This is a genomic window from Rhizomonospora bruguierae (genome assembly GCF_018397995.1).
Classification (GTDB): Bacteria; Actinomycetota; Actinomycetes; order Mycobacteriales; family Micromonosporaceae; genus Rhizomonospora; species Rhizomonospora bruguierae.
Window position 1 is genome coordinate 23,119 of sequence record NZ_BBQH01000084.1, and the last position, 25,875, is coordinate 48,993.

The 25,875-nt window shown below is 70.1% G+C and carries 23 protein-coding genes; 13 read left to right on the top strand and 10 right to left on the bottom strand.

The window, feature by feature from the left end:
* Positions 1-12 precede the first annotated feature (12 nt).
* The 7 genes from mpaP to KJS59_RS27555 are packed head-to-tail and all read left to right on the top strand — an operon-like array spanning position 13 to position 9,482.
* Positions 13-1,653, top strand: coding sequence for a daptide biosynthesis intramembrane metalloprotease (gene mpaP, locus KJS59_RS27525; RefSeq protein ID WP_305071793.1), 1,641 nt, complete (start codon positions 13-15; stop codon positions 1,651-1,653).
* 21 nt (positions 1,654-1,674) lie between these two features.
* Entirely contained in the window at positions 1,675-4,287 is a 2,613-nt protein-coding gene (lanKC, locus tag KJS59_RS27530; RefSeq protein WP_213456302.1) for a class III lanthionine synthetase LanKC, read from the top strand.
* On the top strand, positions 4,284-5,219 hold the full coding sequence (locus tag KJS59_RS27535) for an ABC transporter ATP-binding protein (RefSeq protein ID WP_213456304.1): 936 nt from the start codon (positions 4,284-4,286) through the stop codon (positions 5,217-5,219). The genes lanKC and KJS59_RS27535 overlap by 4 nt, the downstream gene beginning before the upstream one ends.
* Positions 5,216-5,953, top strand: a complete 738-nt coding sequence (locus KJS59_RS27540; protein ID WP_213456306.1) for a hypothetical protein — start codon at positions 5,216-5,218, stop codon at positions 5,951-5,953. The genes KJS59_RS27535 and KJS59_RS27540 overlap by 4 nt, the downstream gene beginning before the upstream one ends.
* 15 nt (positions 5,954-5,968) lie before the next feature.
* On the top strand, positions 5,969-7,414 hold the full coding sequence (locus KJS59_RS27545) for an NDP-hexose 2,3-dehydratase family protein (RefSeq protein ID WP_213456309.1): 1,446 nt from the start codon (positions 5,969-5,971) through the stop codon (positions 7,412-7,414).
* Entirely contained in the window at positions 7,411-8,385 is a 975-nt protein-coding gene (locus tag KJS59_RS27550; RefSeq protein WP_213456311.1) for an NAD-dependent epimerase/dehydratase family protein, read from the top strand. The genes KJS59_RS27545 and KJS59_RS27550 overlap by 4 nt, the downstream gene beginning before the upstream one ends.
* Positions 8,382-9,482: a DegT/DnrJ/EryC1/StrS family aminotransferase gene (locus KJS59_RS27555; protein WP_213456313.1), complete on the top strand. Its 1,101-nt coding sequence runs from the start codon at positions 8,382-8,384 to the stop codon at positions 9,480-9,482. The genes KJS59_RS27550 and KJS59_RS27555 overlap by 4 nt, the downstream gene beginning before the upstream one ends.
* Positions 9,483-9,499: 17 nt before the next feature.
* Here KJS59_RS27555 and KJS59_RS27560 read toward each other — a convergent pair whose 3' ends face one another.
* From KJS59_RS27560 to KJS59_RS27570, 3 genes are read right to left on the bottom strand one after another with little or no spacing between them, the layout of a single operon-like run.
* The gene (locus KJS59_RS27560; RefSeq protein ID WP_213456315.1) at positions 9,500-9,805 is read right to left on the bottom strand and encodes a transcriptional regulator; all 306 of its coding nucleotides are present in this window, start codon (positions 9,803-9,805) and stop codon (positions 9,500-9,502) included.
* Positions 9,802-10,239, bottom strand: a complete 438-nt coding sequence (locus tag KJS59_RS27565; protein ID WP_213456317.1) for a hypothetical protein — start codon at positions 10,237-10,239, stop codon at positions 9,802-9,804. Before KJS59_RS27565 ends, KJS59_RS27560 begins: the two co-directional genes overlap by 4 nt.
* Positions 10,240-10,283: 44 nt before the next feature.
* Positions 10,284-12,119, bottom strand: coding sequence for a S1 RNA-binding domain-containing protein (locus KJS59_RS27570; RefSeq protein WP_213456319.1), 1,836 nt, complete (start codon positions 12,117-12,119; stop codon positions 10,284-10,286).
* Positions 12,120-12,220: 101 nt separating this feature from the next.
* On the opposite strand from KJS59_RS27570, the gene KJS59_RS27575 reads away from it, so the two are divergent.
* The 5 genes from KJS59_RS27575 to KJS59_RS27595 all read left to right on the top strand — a co-directional run bounded on the left by KJS59_RS27575 (position 12,221) and on the right by KJS59_RS27595 (position 18,262).
* The gene (locus KJS59_RS27575; RefSeq protein WP_213456321.1) at positions 12,221-13,504 is read left to right on the top strand and encodes a YcaO-like family protein; all 1,284 of its coding nucleotides are present in this window, start codon (positions 12,221-12,223) and stop codon (positions 13,502-13,504) included.
* A gap of 86 nt (positions 13,505-13,590) precedes the next feature.
* Positions 13,591-14,472 carry an ABC transporter ATP-binding protein gene (locus tag KJS59_RS27580; protein ID WP_213456323.1) on the top strand — a complete coding sequence of 294 codons (882 nt, stop codon included), beginning with the start codon at positions 13,591-13,593 and terminating at the stop codon, positions 14,470-14,472.
* Positions 14,469-15,632: an ABC transporter permease gene (locus tag KJS59_RS27585; RefSeq protein WP_213456326.1), complete on the top strand. Its 1,164-nt coding sequence runs from the start codon at positions 14,469-14,471 to the stop codon at positions 15,630-15,632. The genes KJS59_RS27580 and KJS59_RS27585 overlap by 4 nt, the downstream gene beginning before the upstream one ends.
* A 6-nt stretch (positions 15,633-15,638) precedes the next feature.
* Positions 15,639-17,024, top strand: a complete 1,386-nt coding sequence (locus tag KJS59_RS27590; protein ID WP_213456328.1) for a TfuA-like protein — start codon at positions 15,639-15,641, stop codon at positions 17,022-17,024.
* A gap of 47 nt (positions 17,025-17,071) precedes the next feature.
* A complete protein-coding gene (locus KJS59_RS27595) occupies positions 17,072-18,262 on the top strand; it encodes a YcaO-like family protein (RefSeq protein ID WP_213456333.1) in 1,191 nt (396 codons plus the stop codon).
* Positions 18,263-18,304: 42 nt separating this feature from the next.
* On the opposite strand, the gene KJS59_RS27600 is transcribed toward KJS59_RS27595, so the two are convergent.
* The 7 genes from KJS59_RS27600 to KJS59_RS27625 form a co-directional block, all read right to left on the bottom strand.
* Complete coding sequence (locus KJS59_RS27600) at positions 18,305-19,561, bottom strand: class I SAM-dependent methyltransferase (protein ID WP_213456335.1); 1,257 nt, start codon at positions 19,559-19,561, stop codon at positions 18,305-18,307.
* Positions 19,558-20,373 (bottom strand): TylF/MycF family methyltransferase, encoded by an 816-nt coding sequence (locus tag KJS59_RS27605; RefSeq protein WP_213456337.1) that lies wholly within the window; start codon positions 20,371-20,373, stop codon positions 19,558-19,560. Before KJS59_RS27605 ends, KJS59_RS27600 begins: the two co-directional genes overlap by 4 nt.
* Before the next feature lie 22 nt (positions 20,374-20,395).
* Complete coding sequence (locus KJS59_RS27610; RefSeq protein ID WP_213456339.1) at positions 20,396-21,478, bottom strand: glycosyltransferase family 2 protein; 1,083 nt, start codon at positions 21,476-21,478, stop codon at positions 20,396-20,398.
* Between the two features lie 453 nt (positions 21,479-21,931).
* On the bottom strand, positions 21,932-22,543 hold the full coding sequence (locus KJS59_RS27615) for a dTDP-4-dehydrorhamnose 3,5-epimerase family protein (RefSeq protein ID WP_213456342.1): 612 nt from the start codon (positions 22,541-22,543) through the stop codon (positions 21,932-21,934).
* Positions 22,540-22,824, bottom strand: coding sequence for a glycosyltransferase family protein (locus tag KJS59_RS31515; RefSeq protein WP_249714978.1), 285 nt, complete (start codon positions 22,822-22,824; stop codon positions 22,540-22,542). The genes KJS59_RS27615 and KJS59_RS31515 overlap by 4 nt, the downstream gene beginning before the upstream one ends.
* Before the next feature lie 28 nt (positions 22,825-22,852).
* Positions 22,853-22,996 (bottom strand): hypothetical protein, encoded by a 144-nt coding sequence (locus KJS59_RS31520; RefSeq protein ID WP_249714980.1) that lies wholly within the window; start codon positions 22,994-22,996, stop codon positions 22,853-22,855.
* A 401-nt stretch (positions 22,997-23,397) separates the two neighbouring features.
* On the bottom strand, positions 23,398-24,660 hold the full coding sequence (locus tag KJS59_RS27625; RefSeq protein WP_213456353.1) for an ATP-binding protein: 1,263 nt from the start codon (positions 24,658-24,660) through the stop codon (positions 23,398-23,400).
* Positions 24,661-25,304: 644 nt separating this feature from the next.
* Between KJS59_RS27625 and KJS59_RS32365 the strand changes: the two genes are divergently transcribed.
* Complete coding sequence (locus KJS59_RS32365; protein WP_213456344.1) at positions 25,305-25,478, top strand: WYL domain-containing protein; 174 nt, start codon at positions 25,305-25,307, stop codon at positions 25,476-25,478.
* Positions 25,479-25,875 lie beyond the last annotated feature (397 nt).

The window sequence follows — 25,875 nt, forward strand, 5'->3', positions numbered from 1 at the left end:
ACGGTGACCCAGATGACGAACCCGCCGCATACGGTCGATGCCGCTACCCTGCCCGCGCGCCCCCGACTGGCGGCCGACGTGTCGCTGCATCCCCCGCGCGCCGAGGGCGGCCCGTGGGTGCTGGAACGGGATGGTCGGCAGTACTTCCGGGTCAAGCCCGACCTGGCCCGGCTGGCCGAGTTGCTCACCGGCGACTACGACGTCGACGAACTGCTGGGGCTGCTCGGCCCGCGCTGGTCCGAGAGTGCCGTCCTCGGTGGGATCGCCCGGCTGCAGCAGATGAATCTGATCGATGACGGTGAACGGCACAGCTTTTCCGCCCGCCGTTTCCAGCTGGTACCGCCGATGACCGTGCAGCTTTCGGTGGTGGACCCGAGCCGCGTACTTCCCCGGATCGCACCGGCCGTCCGCGCGCTGACCCGGCGTCCGGTGCTGGTGATCCTGGGTGCGCTGATAGCGGGCGGACTGCTCGCCCTCGGCCTCGCCGCCGGCGATGTGCGGCGGCTGATCAGTACTCCGATTCCGGCCGGCGTGCTGGCGCTCGTGATCGTCGGTGGCTTCCTGGGCACGGTCGTCCACGAGTTCGCCCACGCCGCGACGCTCGCGCATTACGGCGGCCGCCCGCATCGGATGGGCGTGATGCTGTTCTACCTGCTCCCCTCGTTCTTCTGCGACGTCTCCGACGGCTGGCTGTTGCCTAACCGGATGCAGCGGGTGCGGGTCGCGCTGGCCGGCATCTTCGCGCAACTGGTCTTCGCCGGGACAGCCGGTATCACCGGGGTGTTGCTGCCCGCCGGGCCGGTCCGCGATGCGCTGCTGCTCCTCACCGCGGTCACGTATCTGGCCGCGATAATCAACCTGCTGCCGTTCGTCAAGCTGGACGGCTACCTGGCCCTGATGGCGTGGTGCGACACCCCGAATCTGCGCGCGCATGCGATAGCGGACGCCCGGAACTTCCTGGCCGTGGCGTTGTACGGTGCCCGCCGCCACCGCACACTGCGGGGCCGCTGGATTGTGCCCTACGGGTTGGTCTGCATGGCGTTCCCGCTGTATCTGGTCGGCGGCGTGGCGTTCAACTTGTGGAGCCAGACGATGCTGGGCGTCGGGGTCATCGGCGCGCTGCTGGTGCTGGCCCTCCTCGGCGGCCTGGTCTTCGCGGTGCTGGCCGGGTTCGCCCGCATCCTGCGCGCCGCCCGGACCGGCGGCGCACGGTTGCCGCGGATGATCGCCGTGAGCCTGCTGGTGGTCGCTGGCCTGGCGGCCGGGCTGCAGTTCATCAAGGTGCCCGAGGCGGTGCCGGCCTACTACCGCACCACGGGCGGCGAGTTGCAACTGCTGGTCGCGACATCGGCCGGTGCCGACGCGCTATCGCCGGGAATGGCGGTAGAACTGCGGAGCGACGGCGTGGTGCACCGGCAGCTGGTGGGCGCCGCGACGATCACCGGCGGCGAGCCGGGCAGCGCCTCCGTCCCACTGTCCGGACTGCTGCCGCTAACCCTGGAGACGGGGCTCACCGTCGAGGTCACCGTCTACCCGATGGCCGCGGCCGCACCGCCGCGCCTGCCGGCCGGGACCGCACGGGTCCGGCTCGGGGACCGGCCAGTGTGGGCATGGCTGTACGCCCGGTATGTCGCACCGGTGACGGGATTCTAGGACGGGCGGGAGATCGCGACGATGACAATGATTGCTCACCTGCAATGCTGCCCGCCCGGAACGCCGTTCTTCGATATGCCGGACCGGGACGCCGGGCGGTACGAGCTCTCCGACGCGCCGGTGCCCGCCGGCTGGCAACGCACCACCGATCCCGACTGGGTGGGGGTGATGCCGCCGGCGCCGCTGCCCCCGCAGGGCTGGAAGATTCACGTCAGCGCGACCCCGGCGACCAGCGACGACGTGCTCCGGATCTGCTGGGATCGGTGCCTCGCCGCCGGGGTCGGCTTCAAGTTCCTCAAGAGCCGCGAGGTGCTGTTCCTGCGGTCCGGCAAGTACGGCGACCGCACCGCAAGCGGCAAGTTCATCACCATCTACCCGCGCGACGACGCCGAAGCGGCCCGGCTGCTGGATGACCTGGACCCGCTACTGCGCGGGATGCCCGGCCCGACGATTCTCAGTGACCTGCGCTGGCGGGCCGGCCCGCTGCACGTGCGGTACGGCGGGTTTGTGCGGCGGGAGACCCGGGATGCGTCCGGCCGGCGCGTGCTGGCGATCGAACGGCCCGACGGCACGCTGGTGCCGGACGAGCGTCGCCCCGGCTTCCACGTCCCCGACTGGGTCGTGCTGCCCCCATTTCTGGCCACCGCCGTCGAAGAGCGGGGCCGCGGCCGGCTCACCGATTTCCCGTACCGGCCCACCCGGGCTCTGCATTTCTCGAACGGTGGCGGTGTCTACCGTGGTGTGGGCACCGCCGGTGCGCCCGTGCTGCTCAAGGAGGCCCGGCCGCTGGCCGGGATCGATGGGGCCGGGGAGGACGCGGTAGCCCGGCTCAAGCGTGAACACACCGCCCTCCAACAGCTTTCGGGCATGCCGGGTATCCCCCGGCTGATCGACTATCGCAAGGGCCACGAGCACTGGTTCCTGGTCCGCGAGGAGATCGACGGGACCCCGCTGAGCGTGTGGACCGCCACCCACAACCCGCTCCTCGGGGCGGATACCGACGTCGCGCGGTACACCGCCGACGCGCTGTCCGTGCTCGCTGAGGTACAGGACGGTGTCGCGGCCATGCATGAGCGCGGCCTGGCCTACCGCGACCTGCACCCGGGGAACATCCTCATGCGGTCGGATGGCAGCTTGGCGTTCATCGACCTGGAGGCCGCCCGGCCGCTGACGGACGACGAGGCGCAGACGATGGGCGCACCGGGGTACATGGCGCCGCCGGAGTTCCGGGGAGCCAGCGTGGACCGGTACGCGCTGGGCGTTCTCGCCCTGGACCTGTTCGTGCCGCTGGCGGGGCTTCTGCGGTGGAGCCCCGGCAAGGCGGCGGAGATCCTGGAGTTGGTGCGGCGGCACTTCCCGGTGCCGTCGGACTATGCCGACCGGGTGCAGCGCCTGCTTGCCAGCCCGGGTGGTGCGGTATCGCCGGCACCACCCACGGGTGCCGGGCCCTTCGGCGTCTCGGTCCCGCGGGAGGACTGGGCCGACGCTGTGAAGGTTCCCGTACTCACCGAGCGGCTCACGCGCGGCCTGCTATCCACCGCGACACCGGACCGCGCTGACCGGCTCTACCCCGGCGACGCCGCGCAGATCTGGGATCCGGCCGGCGGCCTGAGCTTCTTCCACGGCGCGGCCGGTGTGCTCTGGACGCTGGCTACCTCGGGACGGGGTGCCCCGGCCGGCCACGCCGAGTGGTTCCGTACGGCCGTGGACCAGACCCGCTGGGAGCGCTGCGGCCTCGGCGACGGCGCGGCGGGCGTGGCGCTGGCGCAGCACGCGATGGGCGAGACCGAACGCGCTGAGCGCACCCTGCGCCGGGCGGTGGAACTCGGGCAGGACACCGCATCTGGCCGGCTCGCGGACGGGCTGTCCGGCCTCGGGCTGGTGCTGCTGGAACTGGCCGCCACCGACCCGGCGGCGGACAGCGCCGAGCGGTGGATCCAGGAGGCCGAGCGCCTGGTGCCCGCGGTTTCCCGGTGGGTCCCGGATCAGCGGGACATGCGCTGGGGGCCGGGACTCCTGGGCGGCACCACCGGGCCGGCCCTGTTCTTGCTGCGGCTGCACGCGGCCACCGGCGGTGCCGGGTTGCTCGACCTGGCGGAGCGGGCGGTGCGCGCCGACCTCATCGGCTGGGGCTGGGACCCGCAGGAGACCAGCAGCGCCGGGCTGCCGGCCGCGCTGTCCCGCACCCCACACCTGGCCGGGGCCGCGGGTACCGCCCTGGTGCTGCAGGAACTCCTGCGGTTGCGGCCGGACGCCGAACTGGCGGCCGTACTGGCGGCGCTCCGCGCTGCCTGCGCGGCCCCGTTCGCGACCGAAGCCGGCCTGCTGTACGGCCGGGCCGGCCTCATCCTCGCGCTGGACGCCCTCGGCGTCGACCGTGCCGTCATCGACTCACACATCCGTGACCTGCGCGTGCACAGCGTGCTGCGGGACGGCGAGCTACTGGTCGCCGGGCGGTACTCGCTGCGAGCCAGCGGGGACCTGGCTACCGGCGCCGCAGGCGTGCTGCTTGCGCTGGACGCCGCGGTGGGCGCCGGGGCGGTGGCCCGGCTGCCGTTCCTACCACCCCCGCCGGGACACCGCCCCGGCTGCGCCGCACAGGCAGAGGCAGAGGTAGAACGGAGCATCGCATGAACGCCACCCCCGCGCTCCAGGCACGCGCCCTGACCAAGCGGTTCGCCGGCCGGACGGTGGTTGACGGCCTGGACTTCGCGGTCCGGCCGGGCACGATAACCGGGTTTCTCGGCGCCAACGGCGCAGGTAAGTCGACCACCATGCGGCTGTTCATGGGATTGGACCGGCCGACCGCGGGCGCTGCGCTGATCGGTGGGCAGCGCATCGACCAGTGGCCGGTACCGGGCAAGAAGATCGGCGCGGCACTGAGCAACCGGTGTGCCCACCCGGGCCGCACCGCACTGGACAGCCTGCGCTGGATCGCGCTGCTCCTGGGCCTCCCGGAGCGCCGGTGCCACGAAGAACTGGACCGGGTCGGCCTGGGCGATGCCGCTCGCCGGCGTACGGGAGAGTTCTCTTTCGGCATGCGGCAGCGGCTGGCGCTAGCGCAGGCGATGCTCGGCGATCCCGAGATTCTCCTCCTCGACGAACCGATGAACGGCCTGGACCCACAGGGCATCGACTGGTTGCGCGAGTTGTTGACCGGGCTGCGCGAACGCGGCCGGACGGTGCTGATGGCCAGCCACCTGCTGCGCGAGATCGAGGACCTCGTTGACGATCTGGTCATCATCGACCAGGGGCGGATCGTGGGCACGGGCAGCGTGCGCGAGTTCCTCGACCGGTTCGAGCGAGAGACCGTGACGGTGCGCTGTGAGGACGTGCACACCCTGGTCGGTGCCGTCCTCGCGGCCGGCGGGCAGTTGCTCGGGGCCGCTCGCGGAGACCGGGTTTCGATCGTTGGGCTTGCCGCCCGCGAGATCGGCCGGCTGGCCCGCGACCGCGGTCTGTCCATCGAGGAGATGACCACCGAACGCCGGCTTGAGACGGCCTATCACGCGGCCACCGGTGGCGAGGTTCCCGGGCGGCCGGCGCCGGAGGAGGTTCGGTCATGATCCCGATGTCGAGGGTGGTTGCCGCAGAGGTATTCAAGCTGTGCAGCATCAGGTCCTACCGGTGGGCGGTACCGGCCTCGGCGCTGGCCGTCGTCATCGCGGCAGCGGTGATGGCGGCGGTGCGCCCAGGGGGCGGCGGTGGCGTCTGGGACCCGGACCCGGTGGCTCTCCCGCTGGAGTACTTCGCGTACGTCATGATGGTCATCGGTGCGCTGACGGTGACCGCCGACCTGTCCTCTGGCACTGCCGCCGTCACCGAGTCGCTGGTGCCGTGGCGTTCCCGGCTGGTCTATGCCAAGTATCTCGCCGCCGGCGGTCTCGCCGTTGTCGCCGCCCTGGTGGTCGGCGTGCTGGTGGTGGCAGCGGACTGGCTGGGTTCCGGAGCGTCCGCGACCACGGTCTTCTCCCCGGCGGCGATGGGTGTGGTGCTGGCCGGTTTGGGCGCGGTGTGCCTGGCCGCCGTCCTCGGCGTGGCGACCGGGGTCCTGGTGCGGTCGACGGCCGCCGCGGTGTCCCTGCTGCTGCTCTGGTCGTTCCTGGTGGAGACCGTGCTGATCTTCGTGATCCCGGAACGGGTCGGCGCGTACCTGCCCTTCAAGACCATCGGCGGTAGCCGGGTACTGATGGAGCAGATCGGCGCGGGCACCGGTCTGGCCGTGTTCGCGCTCTACACCGCGCTGGCCGTCGGGCTGGCAGCCCTCGTCCGATCCCGCCGCGATGCCGCAGTCGCCTGAGGTCCGGAGGACTTGATGACAACACTGCTCACGCAGCGGCCGGCATCGCTGGCGGCCCGGCTGACCGCCAGCGTGTGTTCGGCCGGCAAGGTCAGCCCCGGACTGGATGGCTACCGGTCTGCGCTTCGGCACGACGCCGATCGCATGTGGACACGGACCACGGTCAAGCCGCTGGCGGAACTGCGTGACTGGTCCAGGACCGCCGGGCGGTCGGCGATCGCGCATCGCAGCGGGGGGTTCTTCGCCGTGATCGGGGCCCGGATGACCATGTCCGGCCCGGGCCGTACCCAGACCTGGGACCAGCCGATCATCTCCCAGCCCGAGGTCGGACTGCTGGGCATCATCGCCCACGAGTTCGACGGCGTCCTGCACTTCCTCATGCAGAACAAGGCCGAGCCCGGCAACCGCAACGGGATCCAGTTGTCCCCGACGGTGCAGGCCACCCGCAGCAACTTCACCCGGGTGCACGGAGGTAGTGCGATCCCGTACCTGCACCACTTCCTCGACCCCGCGGCGCCGGCCTTCCGCACGCTGACCGACGTCCGGCAGTCCGAGCACGGCAGTTGGTTCCTGCGCAAGCGCAACCGTGACGTGGTCATCGAGGTGATCGACGACATCGAGGTGCGGGACGGCTTCCACTGGCTGACTCTCGGCCAGATCGCCGAGTTGATGCAGGTCGATGACATGGTCAACATGGAGACGCGGTCGGTGCTGTCCTGCCTGCCGTGGTTCCGCACCGCGGAGCCGCAGGCGGCCGGGGACCCGGCCGGTTTCCGCGCCGCCCTGGACCGGTCCTGCGACAGTGTATGGGGCAGCGCGCACAGCGACACCGAGATCGCTAGCTGGATCACCCGGGCCCGCTCCGAGCACCAGGTATCGGTCGAGCGTGTCCCGCTCCACCGGCTGTCCGGATGGACCGACGGCCCGGACCGGGTGGCCCGGAACGATGGCCGCTACTTCGAGGTGGTCGGCGTTGACGTCGAGGCCGGTGGCCGGGAGGTGCGCACCTGGGACCAGCCGATGGTCTCGGCCGGTGACAACGGCGTGGTCGCCCTCGTCGTACGCCAATTCGACGGGGTGCTGCACGTGCTGCTGCAGCTACGCGCCGAGGGTGGCAGCGCCGACGGTCCGGAGATCGCTCCCACCGTCCAGTGCAACCCGGCCAACTACCTGGCCGACGGGCCCGACGGCGACCGCCGGCCGGTGCTGCTCGACCGCGTGCTGTCCGCGCCAGCCGGGCAGATCCGGTACGACACGATGCTCTCCGACGAGGGCGGCCGGTTCTTCCGGATCTCGCATCGGCACCTGATCGTCGAGGCCGACGACATTGACGCGCCGCCGGGATTCCGCTGGCTGACCGTGCACCAGATCGCCCGGCTGCTACAGCACAGCGGCTACCTCAATGTCCAGGCCCGCAGCCTGATGGCCTGCCTGCAGTCCCTGCTCGCCGAGGCTCCATGATGGCCGCCGGGCGGGCCCGGGTCGCGGTGCTGGGTGCGTCCGGCCACCTCGGGGCTGCGGTTGTGGCGGCGCTCGCCCGACTCCCCGTCGACCTGCGGTTGGTCGGGCGTGACCCGGCGCGGCTGTCGGTGTCCGGCCATGAGTGGTGTTCGCTGAGCCTGGACCGGCCGGAGGCGGTTGCCGACGCGGTGCAGGACTGCTCCGTGGTGCTGCACCTGGTCGCCGATCTGTCTGGCACCGGGTCGTGGCGCGGGGTCGGCGGGCGCGGAGCGGGAGAGACCGTCGACACGATGGTGCTGCGAGCCCTGCTGGACCTTGCGGACCGCCCGGGGGCCCGGCCGCGTGGCTTGGTTTACGCCTCGACGGCCGCGCTCAATGTGCCCTGCGGCCCGACCGGCCGCTCCGGCTATGAGCAGGTCAAGCGCGCCGGCGAGGAGTTGGTGCTATCGGGCACGGCCCGCGGGCTGCTACGCGGCAGTTGCCTGCGATTGCCGACGCTGTACGGCGTGGCGGCGGGCGATCCGGCGGGCCGTGCCGGGCGTGGGGCCGTGCGGGCCCTGGCCCGGCAGGCCCTGGATGGGGGGCCCGTGACGGTCTGGGGGAACGGCCGGAACCTGCGCAACCTCCTGCATGTCGACGACGCCGGCGCGGCGTTCGCGGCAGCGGTGTCGCATCTGGACCTGCTGGCGGGCCGCACCTGGGATGTCGGGGCGGAACAGAGCATCCCGCTGCGCGAGTTGGCCTGCCACATCGTCACGCGGGTCGCCGCGGTCGCCGGCCAGGATCCGGTCGCGGTGAGCTGCGCCGCACCGCCAGCCGCGGCGGCCAGTCACGACCTGGCCGACGCGGTCGTGGATGCCGGGCCATTCCGGCGGTGCACCGGGTGGTCGCCGGCCCGCGAACTCACCCGAGCCCTGGACCACATGATCAGTACGTTGGCGGCGACACGGGAGCTGGGAGATCTGCGATGAGTATTGGTGTCTGGGGGTACCTGGGCGAGTACGAACAGGAGCGGGACGACCTGCTGGACGCGGTGGACACCGTGTTCCGCTCGGGTCAACTGGTGCTGGGCGCCAGCGTGGAGGGCTTCGAGGCAGAGTTCGCCGGGTACCACAACGTGGACGCCTGCGTGTCCGTGGACAACGGGACCAACGCGATTGTGCTCGCACTTCGCGCCCTCGGGATCGAGGCGGGCGATGAGGTGATCACCGTCTCGAACACCGCGGCCCCCACGGTGATCGCCATCGACGCGGTCGGCGCGCGGCCGGTTTTCGTCGACGTGGACCCCGATACCTATCTGATGGACGTCGACCAGGTGGAGGCTGCCATCACGCCGCGGTCCAGGGCCATCCTGCCGGTGCACCTGTACGGGCAGAGCGTGCGGATGGAGCCGCTACTCGCGATCGCACGACGCCACGATCTGGCCGTGCTGGAGGATTGCGCGCAGGCACACGGCGCACGGCACCACGGACGGATAGTCGGCAGCTTCGGTGATGCGGCGGCGTTCTCGTTCTACCCGACGAAGGTGCTCGGCGCGTACGGAGACGGCGGTGCGGTGCTCACCGGTAGCCGGTCCACTGCCGCCCGGCTGCGGCGGCTGCGGTACTACGGCATGGAGGATCGCTACTATGTCGTGCAGACGCCCGGGCACAACTGCCGCCTGGACGCGGTTCAGGCAGAGATTCTGCGGCGCAAGCTGATCCGGCTGGACAGCTACATCAAGCGGCGCCGCGAGATCGCCGACCGCTACCGGGAGGGGCTCGCCGGGACGGGTCTGGTGCTGCCCGCCGTCGCCGACGGCAACGAGCACGTCTACTACCTGTATGTGGTGCGGCACCCGGACCGGGAGCGCATCATGGCGAGCGCCAGCGCGGCGGGCATTCACCTCAACGTCAGCTACCGCTGGCCGGTGCATACCATGTCCGGCTTCGCGCACCTGGAGTACGGCCCGGGCTCGCTCCCGGTCACCGAGCGACTGGCCGATGAGATCTTCTCGCTGCCGATGTACCCGTCGCTGACCGAGATCGCCCAGGAGCGGGTGATCGACGCACTGGTGCGGGCGCTGTGATCGTGCCGGGGCGAGGGTCAGCCCTGCCGGGTCGGGTCGGTGCCGGTGATCGCGTGCAGGGCCGCGAGGTGACCGCGGTAGGCCGCCTGCCCGGCGCCCGTGAGGGAGAGCCAGATGCGGCGCGAGTCCACCGGGTCGCGCTGCTGGGATACATAACCGGCGTCCAGCAGCACGTGTACCTGCTTGCTCAATGCGGAAGCGGACAGTCCGACGTTGTTTTGCAGGACGGAAAACTCGACCTCGGCGGCGGCGGACAGGGCCGCGCACACCCGCAGCCGGCCCGCCGAGTGGATGATCCGATTGAATCCGTCCGGTTCGCTCACACCGGGCTCCGGCGACGAAGCGCACCGGCGACCAGAACCACGGCCGCCGCGACGACCGCGCCGACCGGCACAATCCAGAGGTGGCCCGTCAGCCGGTGGAGCACGATCGCTGCGGCAGCGACCAGGACACCGGGCACGATCGCGGTGAGCGGGCCCGCGGTGCCGGCGGATCCGATCACCCCGGCCTGCCGGGCGGCGAGCAGATGCACCGCCAGGAGACCGATCACGACCGCCACCAGGAACCAGATCGCCCGGTGACCCAGCATCGACAGCGGCACGGCAGCCGCTACCAGGGCCGCGCTGACGGGGATCTGCCAGCGGGGCGGTGCGGCCTGCCTGGTGGTGGCGGCGCTGCGGTCGGCCAGCGTCAGCGCCTCCTGCGCGGCGGCGGGGTCCGGCCGGCCGGTCTCGTTCCCCGGTCCTTCAGTTTCCATGTTGGCAACTATATGGGGCGGCGCCGCTGGCCGGCAAGGGCGGCTCAGCGGATGGTGAAGTCGTCGTGGTAGCCGACCTTGGCCAGCTCGATCCTGCCGTCGGGCAGCACCCAGTAGTGCAGCCGCCGCGCCGCCGCGGTGCGCACCTGCAGGCTCGCACGGTAGGCGCGAGCGCCGTCGTGCCTGGTGCGCTGCGCGGAGCCGCCGCCGTCGGCGGACCGCAGCGCATGCACCTGCAGGCCGGATCGGTCGGCAGCCCGGCCGGAGACCACCTCCGCGCAGACCTGCATCACCCGTTCCCGGCTCACGCCTTCCAGATTGTCGAGCGAGGCCGCGAAGTCGGGCCCGATCACCGGCTCGCGCCAGGGGTAGCGCGCGCGGTCCGCCTTACTCGTCTGGCGCAGCCAACTCGACCGGATGGCGGCTCGCAGCCGGTCCGACTCCGGGACCAGGGCCGCGAGCTCCGCGTCCAGCCGCCGCGCCCGGGTGCGTTGGCGCTTGGCCTCCACGTTCGCCCGGCGCAGGGCCTCGGCGCTCCGGCGCGCATCCTCACCCGCCGAGCGCGCCTGCTCGGCGAGCCGGTCTTGTTCACGTACCGCGTCGGCCAGCATGCCTCGCAGCCGGTGGATCTCGACCCGCGCGGCGTCCAGGGCCTGCTGGCTGGAGCCGCTGACGCGCTCGTACTCCTGCTCGACCGACCGCAGTGCCCGGTCGTGCAGTTCGATCAGGTCCACCTCCAGTTCGTGCCGCAGCTCGGCCGCCTGGGCGCGCAGCTTCACCAGCCGGCGCTCGGTGTCGCCCAGCAGATCTTCGGTGCGGCGGTGCATGTACGCCGCCCGCCGGACCGCGTCCTCAAGCCGGTCCAGCTCGGTGAACTCCTCGGCCGGATCCCCCGGGGACACGGTCGCGGCGCGGCCGGTGCGCTCCCAGGCCAGCACGGCCGGATCCGACTCGGCCAGGTCCGGCAGTTCGACGGCGGGTGTGGGTGGCGCCAGCCAGGGCGGGCCGTCCGGGAGCAGGGCGGCGGCCACGGCCGGCCCCGCGCCCACGCCCCGCAGGGTCAGCCTGACCGTCTGGCCATCGGTGTCCAGCAGCCGCGCGTCCACGAGATCGCCCACTGCCAGCCGTTTGTCGGGGTGCCCGACCCATTCGTCGGCGAGTTCGCTGACCGGGACCAGCCCGGTCAAGCCGGGAAGCACATCGACGACCGCGCCGAGCCGGTGCAGCCGCCACACCCGGCAACGCAGGACGGTGCCAGCGGGGTAGCCCTCGCTCAGTCTCCGACGGACATCCGGCTCGAACGGCAGCAGCGAGCCCTGGCCCGGCAGTCCCTGTGCCGGCTCCTTCAGCACCAGCACGCGGACCGGCTGCCCGGGCCGCAGGACCCGGTCGGCGGCAAGGCCGTGGGTGTTGGACTCCTCGCGCGCGACGATCACGGTGCCGCCGCCGGCCAGCCGCAGCGTCGCGGCGTTCTCGTCTGCGGTGGCCACCACGGCCGCGCGCTCCTGCCGGGGCCTGCGGTCCAGCGCGGCGCGCACCCATTCGGCGACCAGCGCGGGATCTCGGTCGGCGTCCAGAAGCAGCAGTGGATGGCCGCCGGACCCGGCCTCCGGTGCCGGCCACCAGATCCGGACGGCGTCGCCGTATACGTCCAGGCCAGCGGGCAGGCGATGTTTGAGCTCCCAGGTCGCCTCGCCGGTGACCACCGTGCGCACCAGCGCGGCTCCGTCCGCCGCACGATCCAGCAGATCCGGTGGTATCAGGGGCGTTTCACGATCAGCAGCCATGCAGACGACCAGCAACGGGACGCTGCGGGCGTGATCCAGCACCTCCTCGGCGAGCCCGGCTGCGGCGGCCCGCGAGCGGATGGGGTCCTCCATACCGGGCATCATACGGAAACCGCCGAGATACTTGAGCAGTTGGCAACTATCTGCCATGCTTCTTCCACCATGGACTTCGATCTGCTGCGGGGTGTGGGCTGATGCTGGACGTTGTGGCGCTGCTGGACCCCGCGGCCGGTCTGGTCACCAGCGCACAGGTCGTACCGCCCGCGGCGGGCGAAAGCCCATTCTGGCGATACGCCCTGGAACTGGACTGCGGACATCACAGCATGACGCGGGACCGCGGTGAGCTGGACCCCTGCGTCGCGGGGGCATGTGCGTCAACGCGGACACGTGCCGTGGTGCGGGCCGCGGGAGAAGCGGTCGAGCGGTTGGCACTGCACGCCGTCGCCGATCTTTCGGTCACCGCCACCGAACTCGGCGACAAGGCGCTGCGCTATTGGGATCCGGCCGTCGCCCTGGCGGATCCGCCCGGACCCGAGCGGTCGCTGCGCTGGTTTACCGCCACCAGGCTCCTCGACGGCTCTCCGCGGTTCGTGCCGGACGGCCTGGTGGTGTACCCGGCCGGCGGCGGGCAGGCCGGATTCGACCCCGGACCCTCAGGGGCCGCGTCCGGAGTTGGGTACTGGCCGGCGCTGCACAGCGCTCTGCTGGAGACGGTCGAGCGCGACGCCGTGATCGTCGGATGGGCACGGCAGCAACGGCTTTGGCGGGTCGACGTGGACGCGGAGCTGGCGGCGGCGCCGGCCGACCCGGAATGGGCGGAGCTGCGCCGGTCTGTCGGCCTGGTCCGCAGGGTCGGGCTGGACGTGCTGTTCGCCCGGATTCCGCTGGCGCTGCCCGGCCTGACCTGCGTCGTGGGCGGTGTCCGGGGCGCCGGCCGGTTCCATCCGCTGATCTCCCTGGGGGCCAAGGTGTCCTGGCACCCGGCCGCCGCCCTCTACGGCGCCCTGCACGAAAGCATGCAGCTGTACCCCGCGCTGCTGCACTTCGAGACCCCTGACGACCACCGGGAAGTCGTGGTCACCGAATCCGACCGGATGCGATTCCTGGCCTCCGCCTCCGGCCCACCGGCGCTGTCGGGGTGGCTCGATGACGCGGTGCCCCACCAGGTGCCGGCGACACCCGGCGAACCCGAGGCGGAGGGCATCCAGGCACAGACGGAGATCCTGGTCGCCAGGCTGTTGGCGGACGGGCTCGACCCCTACCTGGTCGATCTAAGTTCGCAGCTGCCCCCGCGGGTGCGGGCGCTGGGCTGGTCCGCGGTCAAGGTCGTTCCGGTCGGCTACCAGCCGCTGCGGATCGACGAGCGCATGACCTCGGGTTGGCACCGTGGACGGCTGGCGAGCCTGGAGGTCCGCACCGGATCCACCGCGCGCTGTGACCCGCAGGATCCCTGCCCGCTCCCACACCCGCTGCCCTGACCGCTCCCGTATCGACTGGCCGACGCCACCGGCGAACCCGATTACCCGGGAGGGCCCCGGGGGCCGAGCGAAAGAACAGGTACTCGATGCTACGGATCGACGGACTCCATAAGACCTACGGCGGCGACAAGGCCGCACTCGACAGCGTGTCCTTCAGCGTCGGCGCCGGCGAGATCTTCGGCTTCATCGGACCCAACGGCGCCGGAAAGTCAACGACCATGCGGATCCTGATGGGCGTGCTCGAACCCACCTCCGGCAGCATTACGTGGAATGGCCGGCCGATCGACCGGGGCGTGCGGCGCACCTTCGGGTATATGCCGGAAGAACGCGGGCTATACCAGAAGATGAAGGTCCGCGAGCAGATCCGCTGGTTCGGCCGGCTGTACGGGTTGGTGGCGGCGGAGTCCCGCCGTGAAACCGACGCGCTGATCGACCGGCTGAACCTCGGCGCATTCAGCGAAAAGGAAGTGCAGGCACTCTCGCTGGGCAATCAACAGCGGGTGCAACTGGCCGTAGCGCTGGTCCACCGGCCCCGGCTCCTCGTCCTGGACGAGCCGTTCTCCGGCCTCGACCCGGGCGGCGTCGACGACCTGGCCGCCCTGCTGCGGGAACGGCGGGACGACGGCGTCTCCATCATCTTCTCCAGTCATCAGCTCGAACTGGTCGAGCGGATGATCGACGCCCTGGGCATCATCGACCAGGGCCGCATGATCGCGACGGGGACCGTGGACGAGCTACAAGAGCGAAATGGCCGACGGCTGCGGGTGGCGCTGCGCGACGCGAAGCCGGGCTGGACCGGCCGGGTGCCGGGCCGGGTATTCGATGCCCGGGGCGGCGAGTACCTGATCGACGCTGCCGGCAGCACCCCCCGCGATGTCCTGGTCGCCCTCATGCGCGAGGGCGACGTGGAGCAGTTCGGCTGGGACCGGCCGCAACTCGTGGAGATCTTCCGGGAGATGGTCGCATGAACGGCGTGCTGATGGTCGGCTGGCGCGAGCTCGCGTTGCAGTTGCGGTCCAAGGGATTCCTCATCGGGGCGCTGGCCTCGGTGGTGATTGTTGTTGCGGCAGTTGCCATCCCGACGATCGTCGGGCGGGACAGCACCTACCGGATCGGGCTGGTCGGTCGGTCGAGCCAGGTGCTGGCCGCCCCGATCCAGTCCCTCGCCGACGGATCCGGCGTGCAGGTGCACCTCTCGTCGCCGGCCGACGAGTCCGCGGCCCGGGCCGCACTGTCCGATGGCGACCTGGACGCGGTGGTCATCGACGACGCGCGGTTGCTCGCCGACGGTCCGGCGGACCGCATGCTCGCCGGGCTGATCCAGGGCGCACACCAGGCGGTTCACCTGGGTGGCCGGCTCGCCGAGCTGGGCCTGTCCGATGGGCAGATCGAGAGCACGCTGCGGGTGGCGCCGTTGTCGGAGGTGTCGGTCGCCAACGGCGACGGCTACGAGGGAACCCGGCAGGCGATGGTAATGATGATCATGTTGGTGCTGCTGTTCCTGTTCATGACAGCGCCGCTCGGCGTCGCCGCCGGAGTCGTCGAGGAGAAGAGCAGCCGAATCGTCGAGAGCCTGTTCATCGCATTACGCCCGTGGCAGCTGCTGACCGGAAAGCTGTTCGCCTTCGGGCTTCTCGGATTGATCCAGTTGACGGTTGTCGTGGCCGCCGGGCTCGGCACCGCCCTCTCGGTCGGACTGGCCGACGACCTGCCGCCGGGTATGCCGGGGATTATCGGAATAACCTACGTGGCCTACGTCTTCGGGTTCCTGCTCTATGGCGCGATGGCCGCGGCCCTCGGCTCGCTGGTCGCCCGGCAGGAGGAGACCAACAGCGCCCTGGGACCGGTGACGGCGGCCGTCGTACTCAGCTACCTGGCCGCATTCGTGGTGAGCTCCCAGCCCGGGCTGGCGATCACGGACGTGCTCACCATCCTCCCGCCGGTCTCCACCTTCGCCCTGCCGGTACAGATCGCCTCCGGCCAGGCCGCTGCCTGGCAGGTGGTCGCCGGGCTCGCGCTACTGGTGCTGGCCATCATCGCGGTGATCGTGCTGGGTGCCCGCATCTTCGAGCGTTCGGTGCTGCGAACCGGTGGCCGCATCAAAATCCTGGAAGCGATCAAGGGGTGATGAGACATGGTTGAACGTCATGCATCCGGCGGTGAACTCGCCCCGGCACACGTGTTCGTTGGCCCCACCCTGCCCGCACCGGAGGTCCGTGCCGCGTTGCCCAACGCGGTCGTTCACCCGCCGGTAGCGCACGGCGACCTTCTGGGACTGGACGTCGGCGCCGGCGACGTGGTGGTGATCATCGACGGGTACTACCACCAGCGGGCACCGGTGCGGCACAAGGAGATCCTCGACCTGCTCGACCGAGGGACCGTGGTGGTCGGCTGCGCGAGCATGGGGGCGCTGCGAGCTGCCGAGCTCCACCCGTACGGCATGATCGGCACCGGCCGGGTCTTCCAGATGTACCGCGACGGCGAGATCGAGGGCGACGACGAGGTCGCGGTCGCCCACCTACAGGGCGACGCCTACGCGGCCCGGAACGCGCCACTGGTCAACGTGCGGCACGCCGTGGCCAGTGCCGTCACGGCGGGCGCACTACATCTCGACGAGGCCGTCGGCCTGGTTGACACGGCGAGGTCCCTGCACTACACCGACCGGTCCTGGCAACTGCTGTACCACACCGCGGCGCAGCAGGTCAGCCAGCGCGCCGCCGACGCGCTGCGCGACCACCTGCGGGAACACCCGCAGGACGGCGACCTCAAGCGCACGGACGCGGCCCGCACGCTGGCGGACCTGGACGCGATCGTCGTCGGTGGCAGCAGGGTGCCACTCGGCCATTGGCAGAACCCGCATGTGTACGGCTGGCTGCCGGAGTTCCGCGGCGACCGCGACGAGGACGGCGACCTGGTCAGCGAAGCCGACCTGCTGCGGCACGAACAGCTCTACGCACCCGGATTCCCGCGCCAGTGGCGGGATTTCGTCATCGCCGAAGCCGCGGCCGCCCCGGGCATCGCCAGCCCCGCAGGCGATGAGGGTGCCGTGGCGCGGGAGGTGCTGGGCCGCGTCGGGGCCTTGCCCGGACTGCGTGGGCCAGGCAACGAACTGCTCACGAGGGCCGAGCGAGCCGGGCTGGACGACACCGAGGTCGCCGTGCGGACCCTGGTGCGCTGCTATCGGCCACCCCGGGGCCTACACGACGTGGTCCACCGAATCTCCGTACCCCCGCGCCGGGCCGCGCAGATCAGGCCGTCAATCCGCCGGGCCCGCGCCCTCAACGACCAGGTGCTGTGGCGGCAGCGGATCCGGCTGGTCGAGCGGCTCTCGACCACCCGGCTGCGCCGGCACCTGGAGAAACTCTGGCAGTTACCGCCGGGCGACGAAGAACTACTGCTTGCCGCGGCCCGCGACCGTGGCCTGGCCACGACAGTCGAGGCGCTGGCAACGGTAAGGCCGTATTTCCTGCGCGACGACAGTGCGGCGGGCGGCTCGATCTCGGATAAGTGGGGTCTCTGAACATGACCGGAACTGCAAGGCCCGTGGCGGGGCCACCGGCCGGTGCGATGGCTGTCGGTTCGGCCAGGCCCGGCACGGCCAAGGCATACGTACAGGGCACCCACCGGGTGCGCCGCCCCGAAGAGACCTGGGAGATCATCCGACCCCGGCTCAGCGACTTCGGGATAACCCGAATCTCGGACGTCACCGGGCTGGACACCCTCGGCATCCCGGTCGCGATGGCCGCCCGGCCGCTGTCCTGGACGCTGTGCGTCTCGCAGGGCAAGGGCCAGACCCTCACCCTGGCAAAGGTTTCCGCGGCGATGGAGTGCATCGAACTCTGGCATGCCGAGCACACGCCGCTGCCACTCGCGCACACCGACACGCCGGCGGATGCTCTCGGCCTGCCGTACCGGATCAGCGAACTCGGCGTCGTACAGGGTCCGTTCCTGTCCGACCGCGCACCGCTGGATTGGGTGAACGCGGTCGGCATGATCTCCGGCAAGCCGGTGCCGGTGCCGCGCGATGCCGTGTTCTTCCCGGACCCCCGCACCCAGCACTGGAGCCCGGCGTCGTTGCGCGCCAACAGCAATGGGCTGGCCTCCGGGAACGTGTGGGAGGAGGCGGCGCTGCACGCGTTGTACGAGATCATCGAGCGAGACGTGCTGTGCCGGCCATCTCTCAGCGACGTCGCCGCGGCGCCCGCCGTGGACCCCCGCTCCATCCCGGACGAGGTGTGCGCCGGCCTGACCCGGTCGGTGCTGGCCGCCGGCGGCCGCATCGCCATCCAGCACCTTCCGAACGCCTTCGGCATCCCCACCTACCGCGCGGTGATCTGGAGCTGGGAGTTCGCCATGCCCTGCGCGGGCTACGGCTCGCACTCCGATCCGCTGGTCGCGGTATCGCGGGCGGTCACCGAGGCAGCACAAGGGCGGCTCGCGGCCATCGTCGGCAGCCGGGACGACCTCGAGGACTACTACGGATATCTCGAGCGGCCGCGGGCGAAAGCCGAATACCTGTCCCATTTCCCGGCACCAGAAGTCACCTTCGCGGCGCAGACACCGGCCCCGGCCGCGAAATTCGAGGACGTCTCCCGGGAACTCAGCTGGTTGGCGGGCGTGGTGTGTGACGTCGTCGGCCAGGAGCCACTGTTGGTGGATCTGACCACCTGTCCCGACCTCGCGGTGGTCAAGGTGGTCGTCCCCGGAGCGGCGTTCCTGGGCAATCGGGTGCACGCCAAGCTCGAACGCCCGGTCTGAGGCGGCATCCGCTGCCCGGTGCACGGGCAGCGGATGCCCGGCTCAATCGACGCGGACCTCCGGCACGTACCGGATCCAGCGCCCGCCGGCCTCCCGGAAGGCGGATTCCTTCGCCAGGATCTCCGTCTCGTGGTTCCATGCGTACAGCAGCGCGTACGGCGCAGGGTCGGCCCGGAAGCCCGCCATCGGCGCCACCGGTATGTGCGTGCCCGGGGTGAGTCGGCCTTGTTTCTCCGGGGTGGTGTCGTACACCGTCTCCACGAGGTCCGGGCCGATACCGCAGAAGTTGTTCACGGTCGCGCTTTTCGCGGTCGCGCCATACCCGACGACCCGCACGCCCTGCTCGCGTAGGCCGGTCAATAGCGTGCGGAGGTCCTCGCGGATGGCGTAAACCTCGCGGGCGAAACGCTCGTACGGCTCGGGGCCGGCTAGCCCGCGGTGCGCCTCCGCATCGAGCAGGGCGGCCACCCGCGCGTCGGCCCGCCGGCGGCCCGGCCGGGCGAGGGTGTATCGCACCTCACCGCCGTGCACCTCGAGCCGTTCCACGTCGACCAGTTCGAAGCCGAAGTTCCGGGCCATCGCCCGCACCGACGTGGCCGAGAAGAAGTAGAAGTGCTCGTCGTAGATCTGGTCGAACGATCGCCGGTCGAGAATGTCGCCGATGTACGGGTCTTCGAACACGAAGATGCCGTCCGGGCGCAGCAGCGCGTCGATTCCGGCGAATATCGAGTCGACGTACGGGATGTGACAGAACGTGTTTGCTGCGTAGATGACGTCCGCACGGCCCTCGGTGGCGGCGATGTCTCGGGCCGTTGACTCCTGGAAAAAGTCATCGCGCACCCGCACGCCGCCGTGCTGTGCCGTGAGTCCGACTCCGCTGGACGGGTCAACACCCAGATGCCGGACACCGGCCGCCGCAACGGTGCGCAGCATAACGCCGTCGTTGCTGCCGATCTCGACGATGAACGGGTCCGCACCACCCAGCTCATGAGCCAGAAAGCGCTCGGCGACCGCGGTGAAATGGGCGGTCATCGTGGTCGAGCCGGAGGAGCGGTACGGGTACTCGGCGTGGAACATGCGCTCCCGCGGGACCTCGTGCAGCAGCTGCGTCATCGAGCAGTCCCGGCAGTTGCCAACCACCAGCGGGAAGGAGAACTCCTGGGCGGTCTCGTCCGGCTTGCGGAAGGCGTCGGACAGGGGCTGCCGGCCGAGATCCAGGAAGGCGGACACGGTCCCACCGCACACCCGGCAGGCCGCCGCGGGTTGTGCCGGCCGTGCAGACGGCTTGGCCACGGTCATGCCTCCTTGCGCCAGTAGGAACCGCAGGCATCGATGGGCCGGATCGGCGTGTCGATAGCGTGCTGACGTCGGTAGTCCGTTACTGCCCGGCGGCAGGCCGGTACCAGCCGGTAGTCGTCAAGGATGAGGAACCCGCCGGGAGACAGCTTCGGGTAGAGGTTGTCCAGCGCGTTGATGGTTGACTCGTACATGTCGCCGTCCAGCCGCAGCACCGCCAGCTGCTCGATGGATGCGGTGGGCAATGTGTCCCGGAAATATCCCTCGAGAAAGTGGACTTGGGAGTCCAGTAGGCCGTACCGCCGGAAGTTTTCCTTCACCTGTTCCAGCGACACGCCGAGCACATCGGTCATTGCATCGAACGGTATTCCGGCATCGTCGGGATAAGATTCGATATCCGCCGGAGGCAGCCCGCGAAAAGAATCGCACACCCACACTGACCGGTCGGTGACTCCATGGGCCTTCAGAATCCCACGCATATAGATCACCGCACCACCGCGCCACACCCCCGTCTCGGCGAGGTCGCCGGGTACGGCATCCGCCAGTACGGTCTCCACACAGGTGCGGATATTGTCCATCCGGCGGGTGCCGATCATCGTGTGCGCGACGGTCGGGAAATCGAAACCATTGGAGCGGCGCTTGGGGTCGAACTCCCGGACCTCACGGTGGCCGGCGATCTCCTCGCGGGTGGCGCCGTCCGGGTAGAGCATGCCCGGATCTTGGTAGATGGAGTTGACCAGCACCTTCTGTAGCAGGTCCAAGTACAGGTCTCTGGCAGCCACGGTGGCCGGTACATCGGCCCGGCCGGCCGTCATCGGGGGGACCGTTGCTGTCACGTCAGTTATTCCTTCCGTTGGGTAGTGCACCGCCGAAGGGTGCGGTGACCTGTTCGACGATGGCGAAAAACCGCGAGTATGCGCGGAGGGTAACGGCCTGATACCGCTCAGCGTGCTCGGTGGTCATGCAATTGATGTCCTGGACCAGTTCGACCCGCCGATCATTGTTGGTGGAGGGCTTGAGCCGTACCGTTACCGGATCCTCCAAGCCCCGATCTGCTTCCTGCGCCTGAGCAAGGGCCGCCGGCACGGCCGCCGTGGCTGCGGAGCGATCCCCGGCGAAGCCGATCGGGAACACAAACTCGACGGTTTCGGCGAGGTGCCGGTACCACTGGAGGCGATCCGAGTGGCCGGCCCTGGCGAGTTCTTCAGCGGCGGCCGGCTGACTCAAGGCGGCGAGCCCCCGGCGGGCGCTCCCGACATCCGGGAACGACGCCAGCACCAGCCCGTGCGCTTTCGGCAATCGCCGATGACGGTTTGCCCAAGCCATGGTCTTGAATACGGTGCGGTGCACGGTTGTGCGGAACCGGGCGCCCAGGTCCGTCATGCGCAGCCACATGTCCCAGTCCTCCAGGCCGTGCGGAGCGACCCGCCAGGGCCCTGCCCGCGTGAGCAACTCGGCCCTGTGTACGGCCTGTGAATTCTCGAAGACCGGATTTATGACCTGGATCTCGGGATGCCAGAACAGGGACGCGGCCGGCCGCTCGGAGATCAAGGCGCCCTCCGCGTCCACCCAGGTGGACCCGGCTGCCGCGATGTCCGCACCATCGTCGAGCAGCGGTAGCAGCGTGGCCAGGTGATCCGGGGCCCATCGGTCGTCATGGTCGATGTAGGCGATGACCTCACCGCTGGCGGCGGCGAGCCCGGCGTTCATCGCCCGCGACGGGTGTCCACTGTGCTCGATCCGGTGCAGCCGTACTCGGTGATCGTCGTTCGATGCCGCGAGCACCGCCGCCTCGGTGTCGTCCGTGCAGCCATCTGAGATCACCAGCATCTCCAGGTCGGCACGGGTCTGGGCCAGGACCGAATCGATGGTGGACCTGATTGCGGCGCTTCGGTTCCAGGTCGGGCAAATCACTGACACGAGAGGCACGGTTTTCGCCCTTCCCTGCGAGCCTTCGAGGTCACCCCTGGCTGATCACGAAGGGGGTGGTCTTGCGATGGTTTCGTAAGGTCCGGATAGGCGAAAGTGCCTGTCAGGTAAGGCAAAAATGGTGATTACGACATCTATCAGGGTCTCTTGCGAGGAGGCACTTCCGACCTGCGTGAGCCTACCGGATAATCGAAGGATGTGCTTGTCTGCGCCGGCGGTGAAGAGGTGGCGACGGCGGCCGGAATGGCCAGGTATTGGCCGATGTGGCCTGTTCGATCGCCACGGCGGGATCGACGTCTACCACATCGAGGGGTTGTGCCCGTAGACTGCGCTGTTCGGGCCGGTCGCCCCGGACACCATCGTGCTGCTGGCGCTGAGTGAAATCAGCGACGCGCGGAGCCGATGAAGCCGGCGACGGAAACCCGCAGGCGTGACGGCCTTGCGTCAGGTACGGGGCGCGGCTGCATGCAGGCTCTCCGCGATCGCGCGGCAGGCCTGGTAATCGGGCAGTAGTCCCGCCGCACGTGCTTCGGCCAGGCTCGCCGCCGTGGTGTCACGCTCCGAGAGCAGGGGCGCCGAGACCGGCCAGGTTATCGCCAACTCCTCGTCGAGGGGGTGCACGGCGCGCGCCGTCGACGGATCGTAGGTGCCCGAACAGAGGTAGCTGACGGTGGCGTCGTCGGTCAGCGCGCAGAACCCGTGCCCGAGGCCCTCGCTGAGGTAGACAGCGCGGCGCTCGACGTCGTCGAGGCGGACCGCCTCCCACTGCCCGAAGGTCGGCGAGCCCACCCGGATGTCCACCACCACATCGACGATCGCCCCTCGTACGCAGGTCACGTATTTGGCCTCGCCGGGCGGGGTGTCGGCGAAGTGGATGCCGCGCACGACACCGCGGGCCGAGACCGAGAGGTTGCCCTGGGCGAGCCGCAGCGGGTGCCCGACCACGGCGGCGAGGTGGTCGAAGCGGTAGCACTCGGTGAACATCCCGCGCGGGTCGACGTGCTGCACCGGCGTGATCTCCCACGCTCCGTCGATGCCTAACGGCCGGATCTTCATTGGCCCGCTTCCCCGTTGTGCAGCGGCCCGGCGCCACCGCCGGGCTCGGCGTGCCCGACCACCGGGCGCCGTTGGTCGGATAGGTGGGAGCCGTAGCCGCATGTGCCCAGCGACCCCGGCCGCTCATCGTCGATGAACCGCGCGCGCCAGACGGCCGCCTCAAGGCACCCGACCTTCACGCCCTGGCGCTCCTCGATGACCCGGACGAACTCGGTGGACTGCATCACCGAGGTGAGGCTACCGGTATCCAGCCACGCCGCACCCCGGTCCAGCACCGTCACGAGCCGTTCCTCCCACTCCCGATAGGTCTCATCGATCGCCGCGATCTCCAGCTCTCCGCACGGGCTGGGTGAGCTGGCCGGCGATGTCGACCACCCGGTTGTCGTAGAAGCAGAGAGCCGGTACGACATAGCGCGTTTTCGGCTTCGCCGGCTTCTCCTCGATCGAGAGCACCCTATCATCCGAGTCGAAGCCCATCACTCCGTACTGATTTGCGGGTGTGCCACCGCGGGTGACCGTCGGTCGCACCCGGGGTTCGCGTGATCCTGGACTGAGCGAACAGGTTCCGGGTGCGGTGGGTGAACATGGGCCACTCCCGGCCACCCCAGGTGAACCCCAAAGTCGCTAGGACTATCTAGGCCCTCGCGCCCTCGTAGCTCAGGGGATAGAGCAACGGTTTCCGGGCGCTGCTCAATCCGGGCTGTGGGCATTCTGCCTGCGGCTTTCTCGTTCCCTCTGTTGGATGCCGGTCGCAACAACGGGTTGCTGTGCTCGCTTGCCAAAGATCAGCAGCCCAGATGGCTCAGTGATCGATGAGCCTCACTTGATGGAAGCGATCTGGGACGAGAGCGAGGTCAGTCTGCTGCCGGGGCGGAAACCTGCCACAGGGCGCTGACTGGTAGGGCGCGGAGTCTGTCGCCGAACGGCAGCGTGGAGGTTCCGGTGTAGAGAACGACGCCGGCGATGAAGTCGTCGCCGAGCCGGTCGGCGAGTCGGCGTAGCCCGCGGAAGTCATTGGGTCCGACGGATGTGGCTGCTTTGACCTCGATTCCGACGACGTGGCCGGATCTGTTCTCGAGCACCGCGTCGACTTCGTACCTGCTCTGGTCGCGGTAGTGGGACAGGTCGGCAAACTGCTCCGACCAGGTGAGCTGACGGGACAGCTCGGACAAGACAAATGCTTCGAGCAGCGGGCCGAACGGGGCGCCCGGCCGGAGCAGCGCCCGGACGTCGGTCGCGATCTCGTTGGCGGCGATGCCCGAGTCGACAAAGATCATTTTTGGAGCGGCGGTGGCGCGGGTGCCCAGGTTGCGGGACCAACCGGGGATCCGCTTGACCAGGAAGATCTCTTCCAGTGCCTGGAGGTAGCGGGCGATCGTCGGCCGGCTCAGCCCGAGTGCGGATTCGAGGGAGTTGGCGGCAATGATGGTCGCGGATCTGGCCGCGAGCAGGCGTACCAGCTTGCGCAGCTCGCCCTTGTGCTGGATGTCGGACAGCTGCAGGACATCGCGATCGATGAGTGCTTGGACGTACGCGTCGAGGAACCGTTGGCGGCGCCGCGAGTCGGCGCGGGTCGTGGCCTCGGGCAGGCCGCCCCGCACGATTCTGGTCGCGTAGTCGGCGCGGGTAACGTCCGACTCGTGTCGCAGTTCGGGGCCGAGGGCGAAGATGGCGTCGACGAATCCGTCCGGCTCTCCATCGAGTTCGCCTTGGGAGAACGGCCAGAGTTCGACGGTTTCCATCCGGCCGGGCAACGCGTCCGGGGCAGCCACCATGCCGAACAGCCGCGATGATCCGGTGAGCAGATACCGGCCGGGCCGAGGGTCCTCGTCGACGGCTGCCTTGATGGCCAGCAGCAGTTCCGGAGCGCGCTGGATCTCATCAACGACCAGGAGTTCGCCGGAGTCCACGAAGCCGACCGGGTCGGCGATCGCCGCGGCCCGGTCCTGTGTCCGGTCGAGGTCGCGGCGCTCGGCGAGGCGATCGCCGGCGACAATGCGGACCAGGGTGCTCTTACCTGCTTGGCGTGCTCCGCTGACCAGCACGACGCGGGTGTCGGCCAGGGCGGCGTCGACCTGCGCGGCGGCGCGGCGCGGGATCAGGTGCGGTGTGGGCACGTGTGTCAGGATAGCCGATACGGTTTCGATCTGCGAGGGTGTTTGCTTTCGATCTGCGGCGGATCTATGTTCGATACGCGGGCCCTTGGTGGTTCGATCTGCGGCTGATGGTCCGCCGGCTCCCGAACCCGTCACCTGGTTGCGGCCGTGTACAGATCGGCGACAAGTCGATCGAGCAGGCGTTCCTCCATCACCAACACCTTGCGGCAGCGCGTTCCAGAACCCGAGCGCGCCGTCGCCGACGACCAGGACCGGGGCCCGCGGGCCGGGGCGTTGGGACGGCGGCTCTTGCCGCAGCTTGTCGGCGGCCAAGCCCTCGCGGGTGCCGGCGACGATCAGCTCGCGGAGGAACTCGGCGAGGGGCGGCGAAGATTTGGAAGAGCAGCCGGCCGCCGGGGGTGGCCGTGTCGAGGTTCTCGTGCAGCGAGGTGAAGCCGCCGCCGCGGGCTGCGTAGGTCGCCGACAGTGGTGAGCAGGTCTTGCAGGGAGGCGGGAGCGCCGGTCCGGTGCCGGTACGACGAGGATGTCGCCGGGGTGCCTGCTCGCTCTTGGCTCGACCACCGGCGCGGTCGCAGGTGACCTCCTGGGTATCGTCTCCGACGCCATCTTGGTGCCGGTGCTGGCCGGGCTTTCGGTCCTGTCCGATGCTCCTGGCCCGCACCCAAGGACACCGGTACCTCGTCGGACACTGCCACACGCATCAAGCGATCCGCTGGCTCCGCCTCGACCGCGTCAGCCCCGCACACCTGACAACCCAGCCCGCCACTCGTATCCCCATCGAAGCCGCTGGCACACCGCCCACCACCGGCGAACTGTGACGCCACCCGCCATCGCCGACCAGTCCGCACCAGGGTCGACCGACACCAGACCCTCGGCAAGCCCCATCTCCCGGCAACGACTCGCCCACCACCGCCCGCCGAACGCTGGCCCGGCGTCCGCGTCGAGGCTGGGGCCAGCGCTCGAAGCCTCCCGGGGTTGCCGCCGAGGCGCGCTCCTGCCAGCCGGCCGGCGGCTCCGGACCCGGTGGAGCGGGCGGCACAACATGATCTTGCGTGATGTGCGCGGTGTGTGCTCTCCAGCGGATGCCAACCCGAGTGAACCGGTGCCAACACGGGTCATCCCGGCCGACCGGCGGTTGCAAACCGGCGTTCGTGTGCTCGCGGTATGGTCCTGGACTGGGAGGACAGGGGTCCGGGTGACTGGGCGAACGTGGCA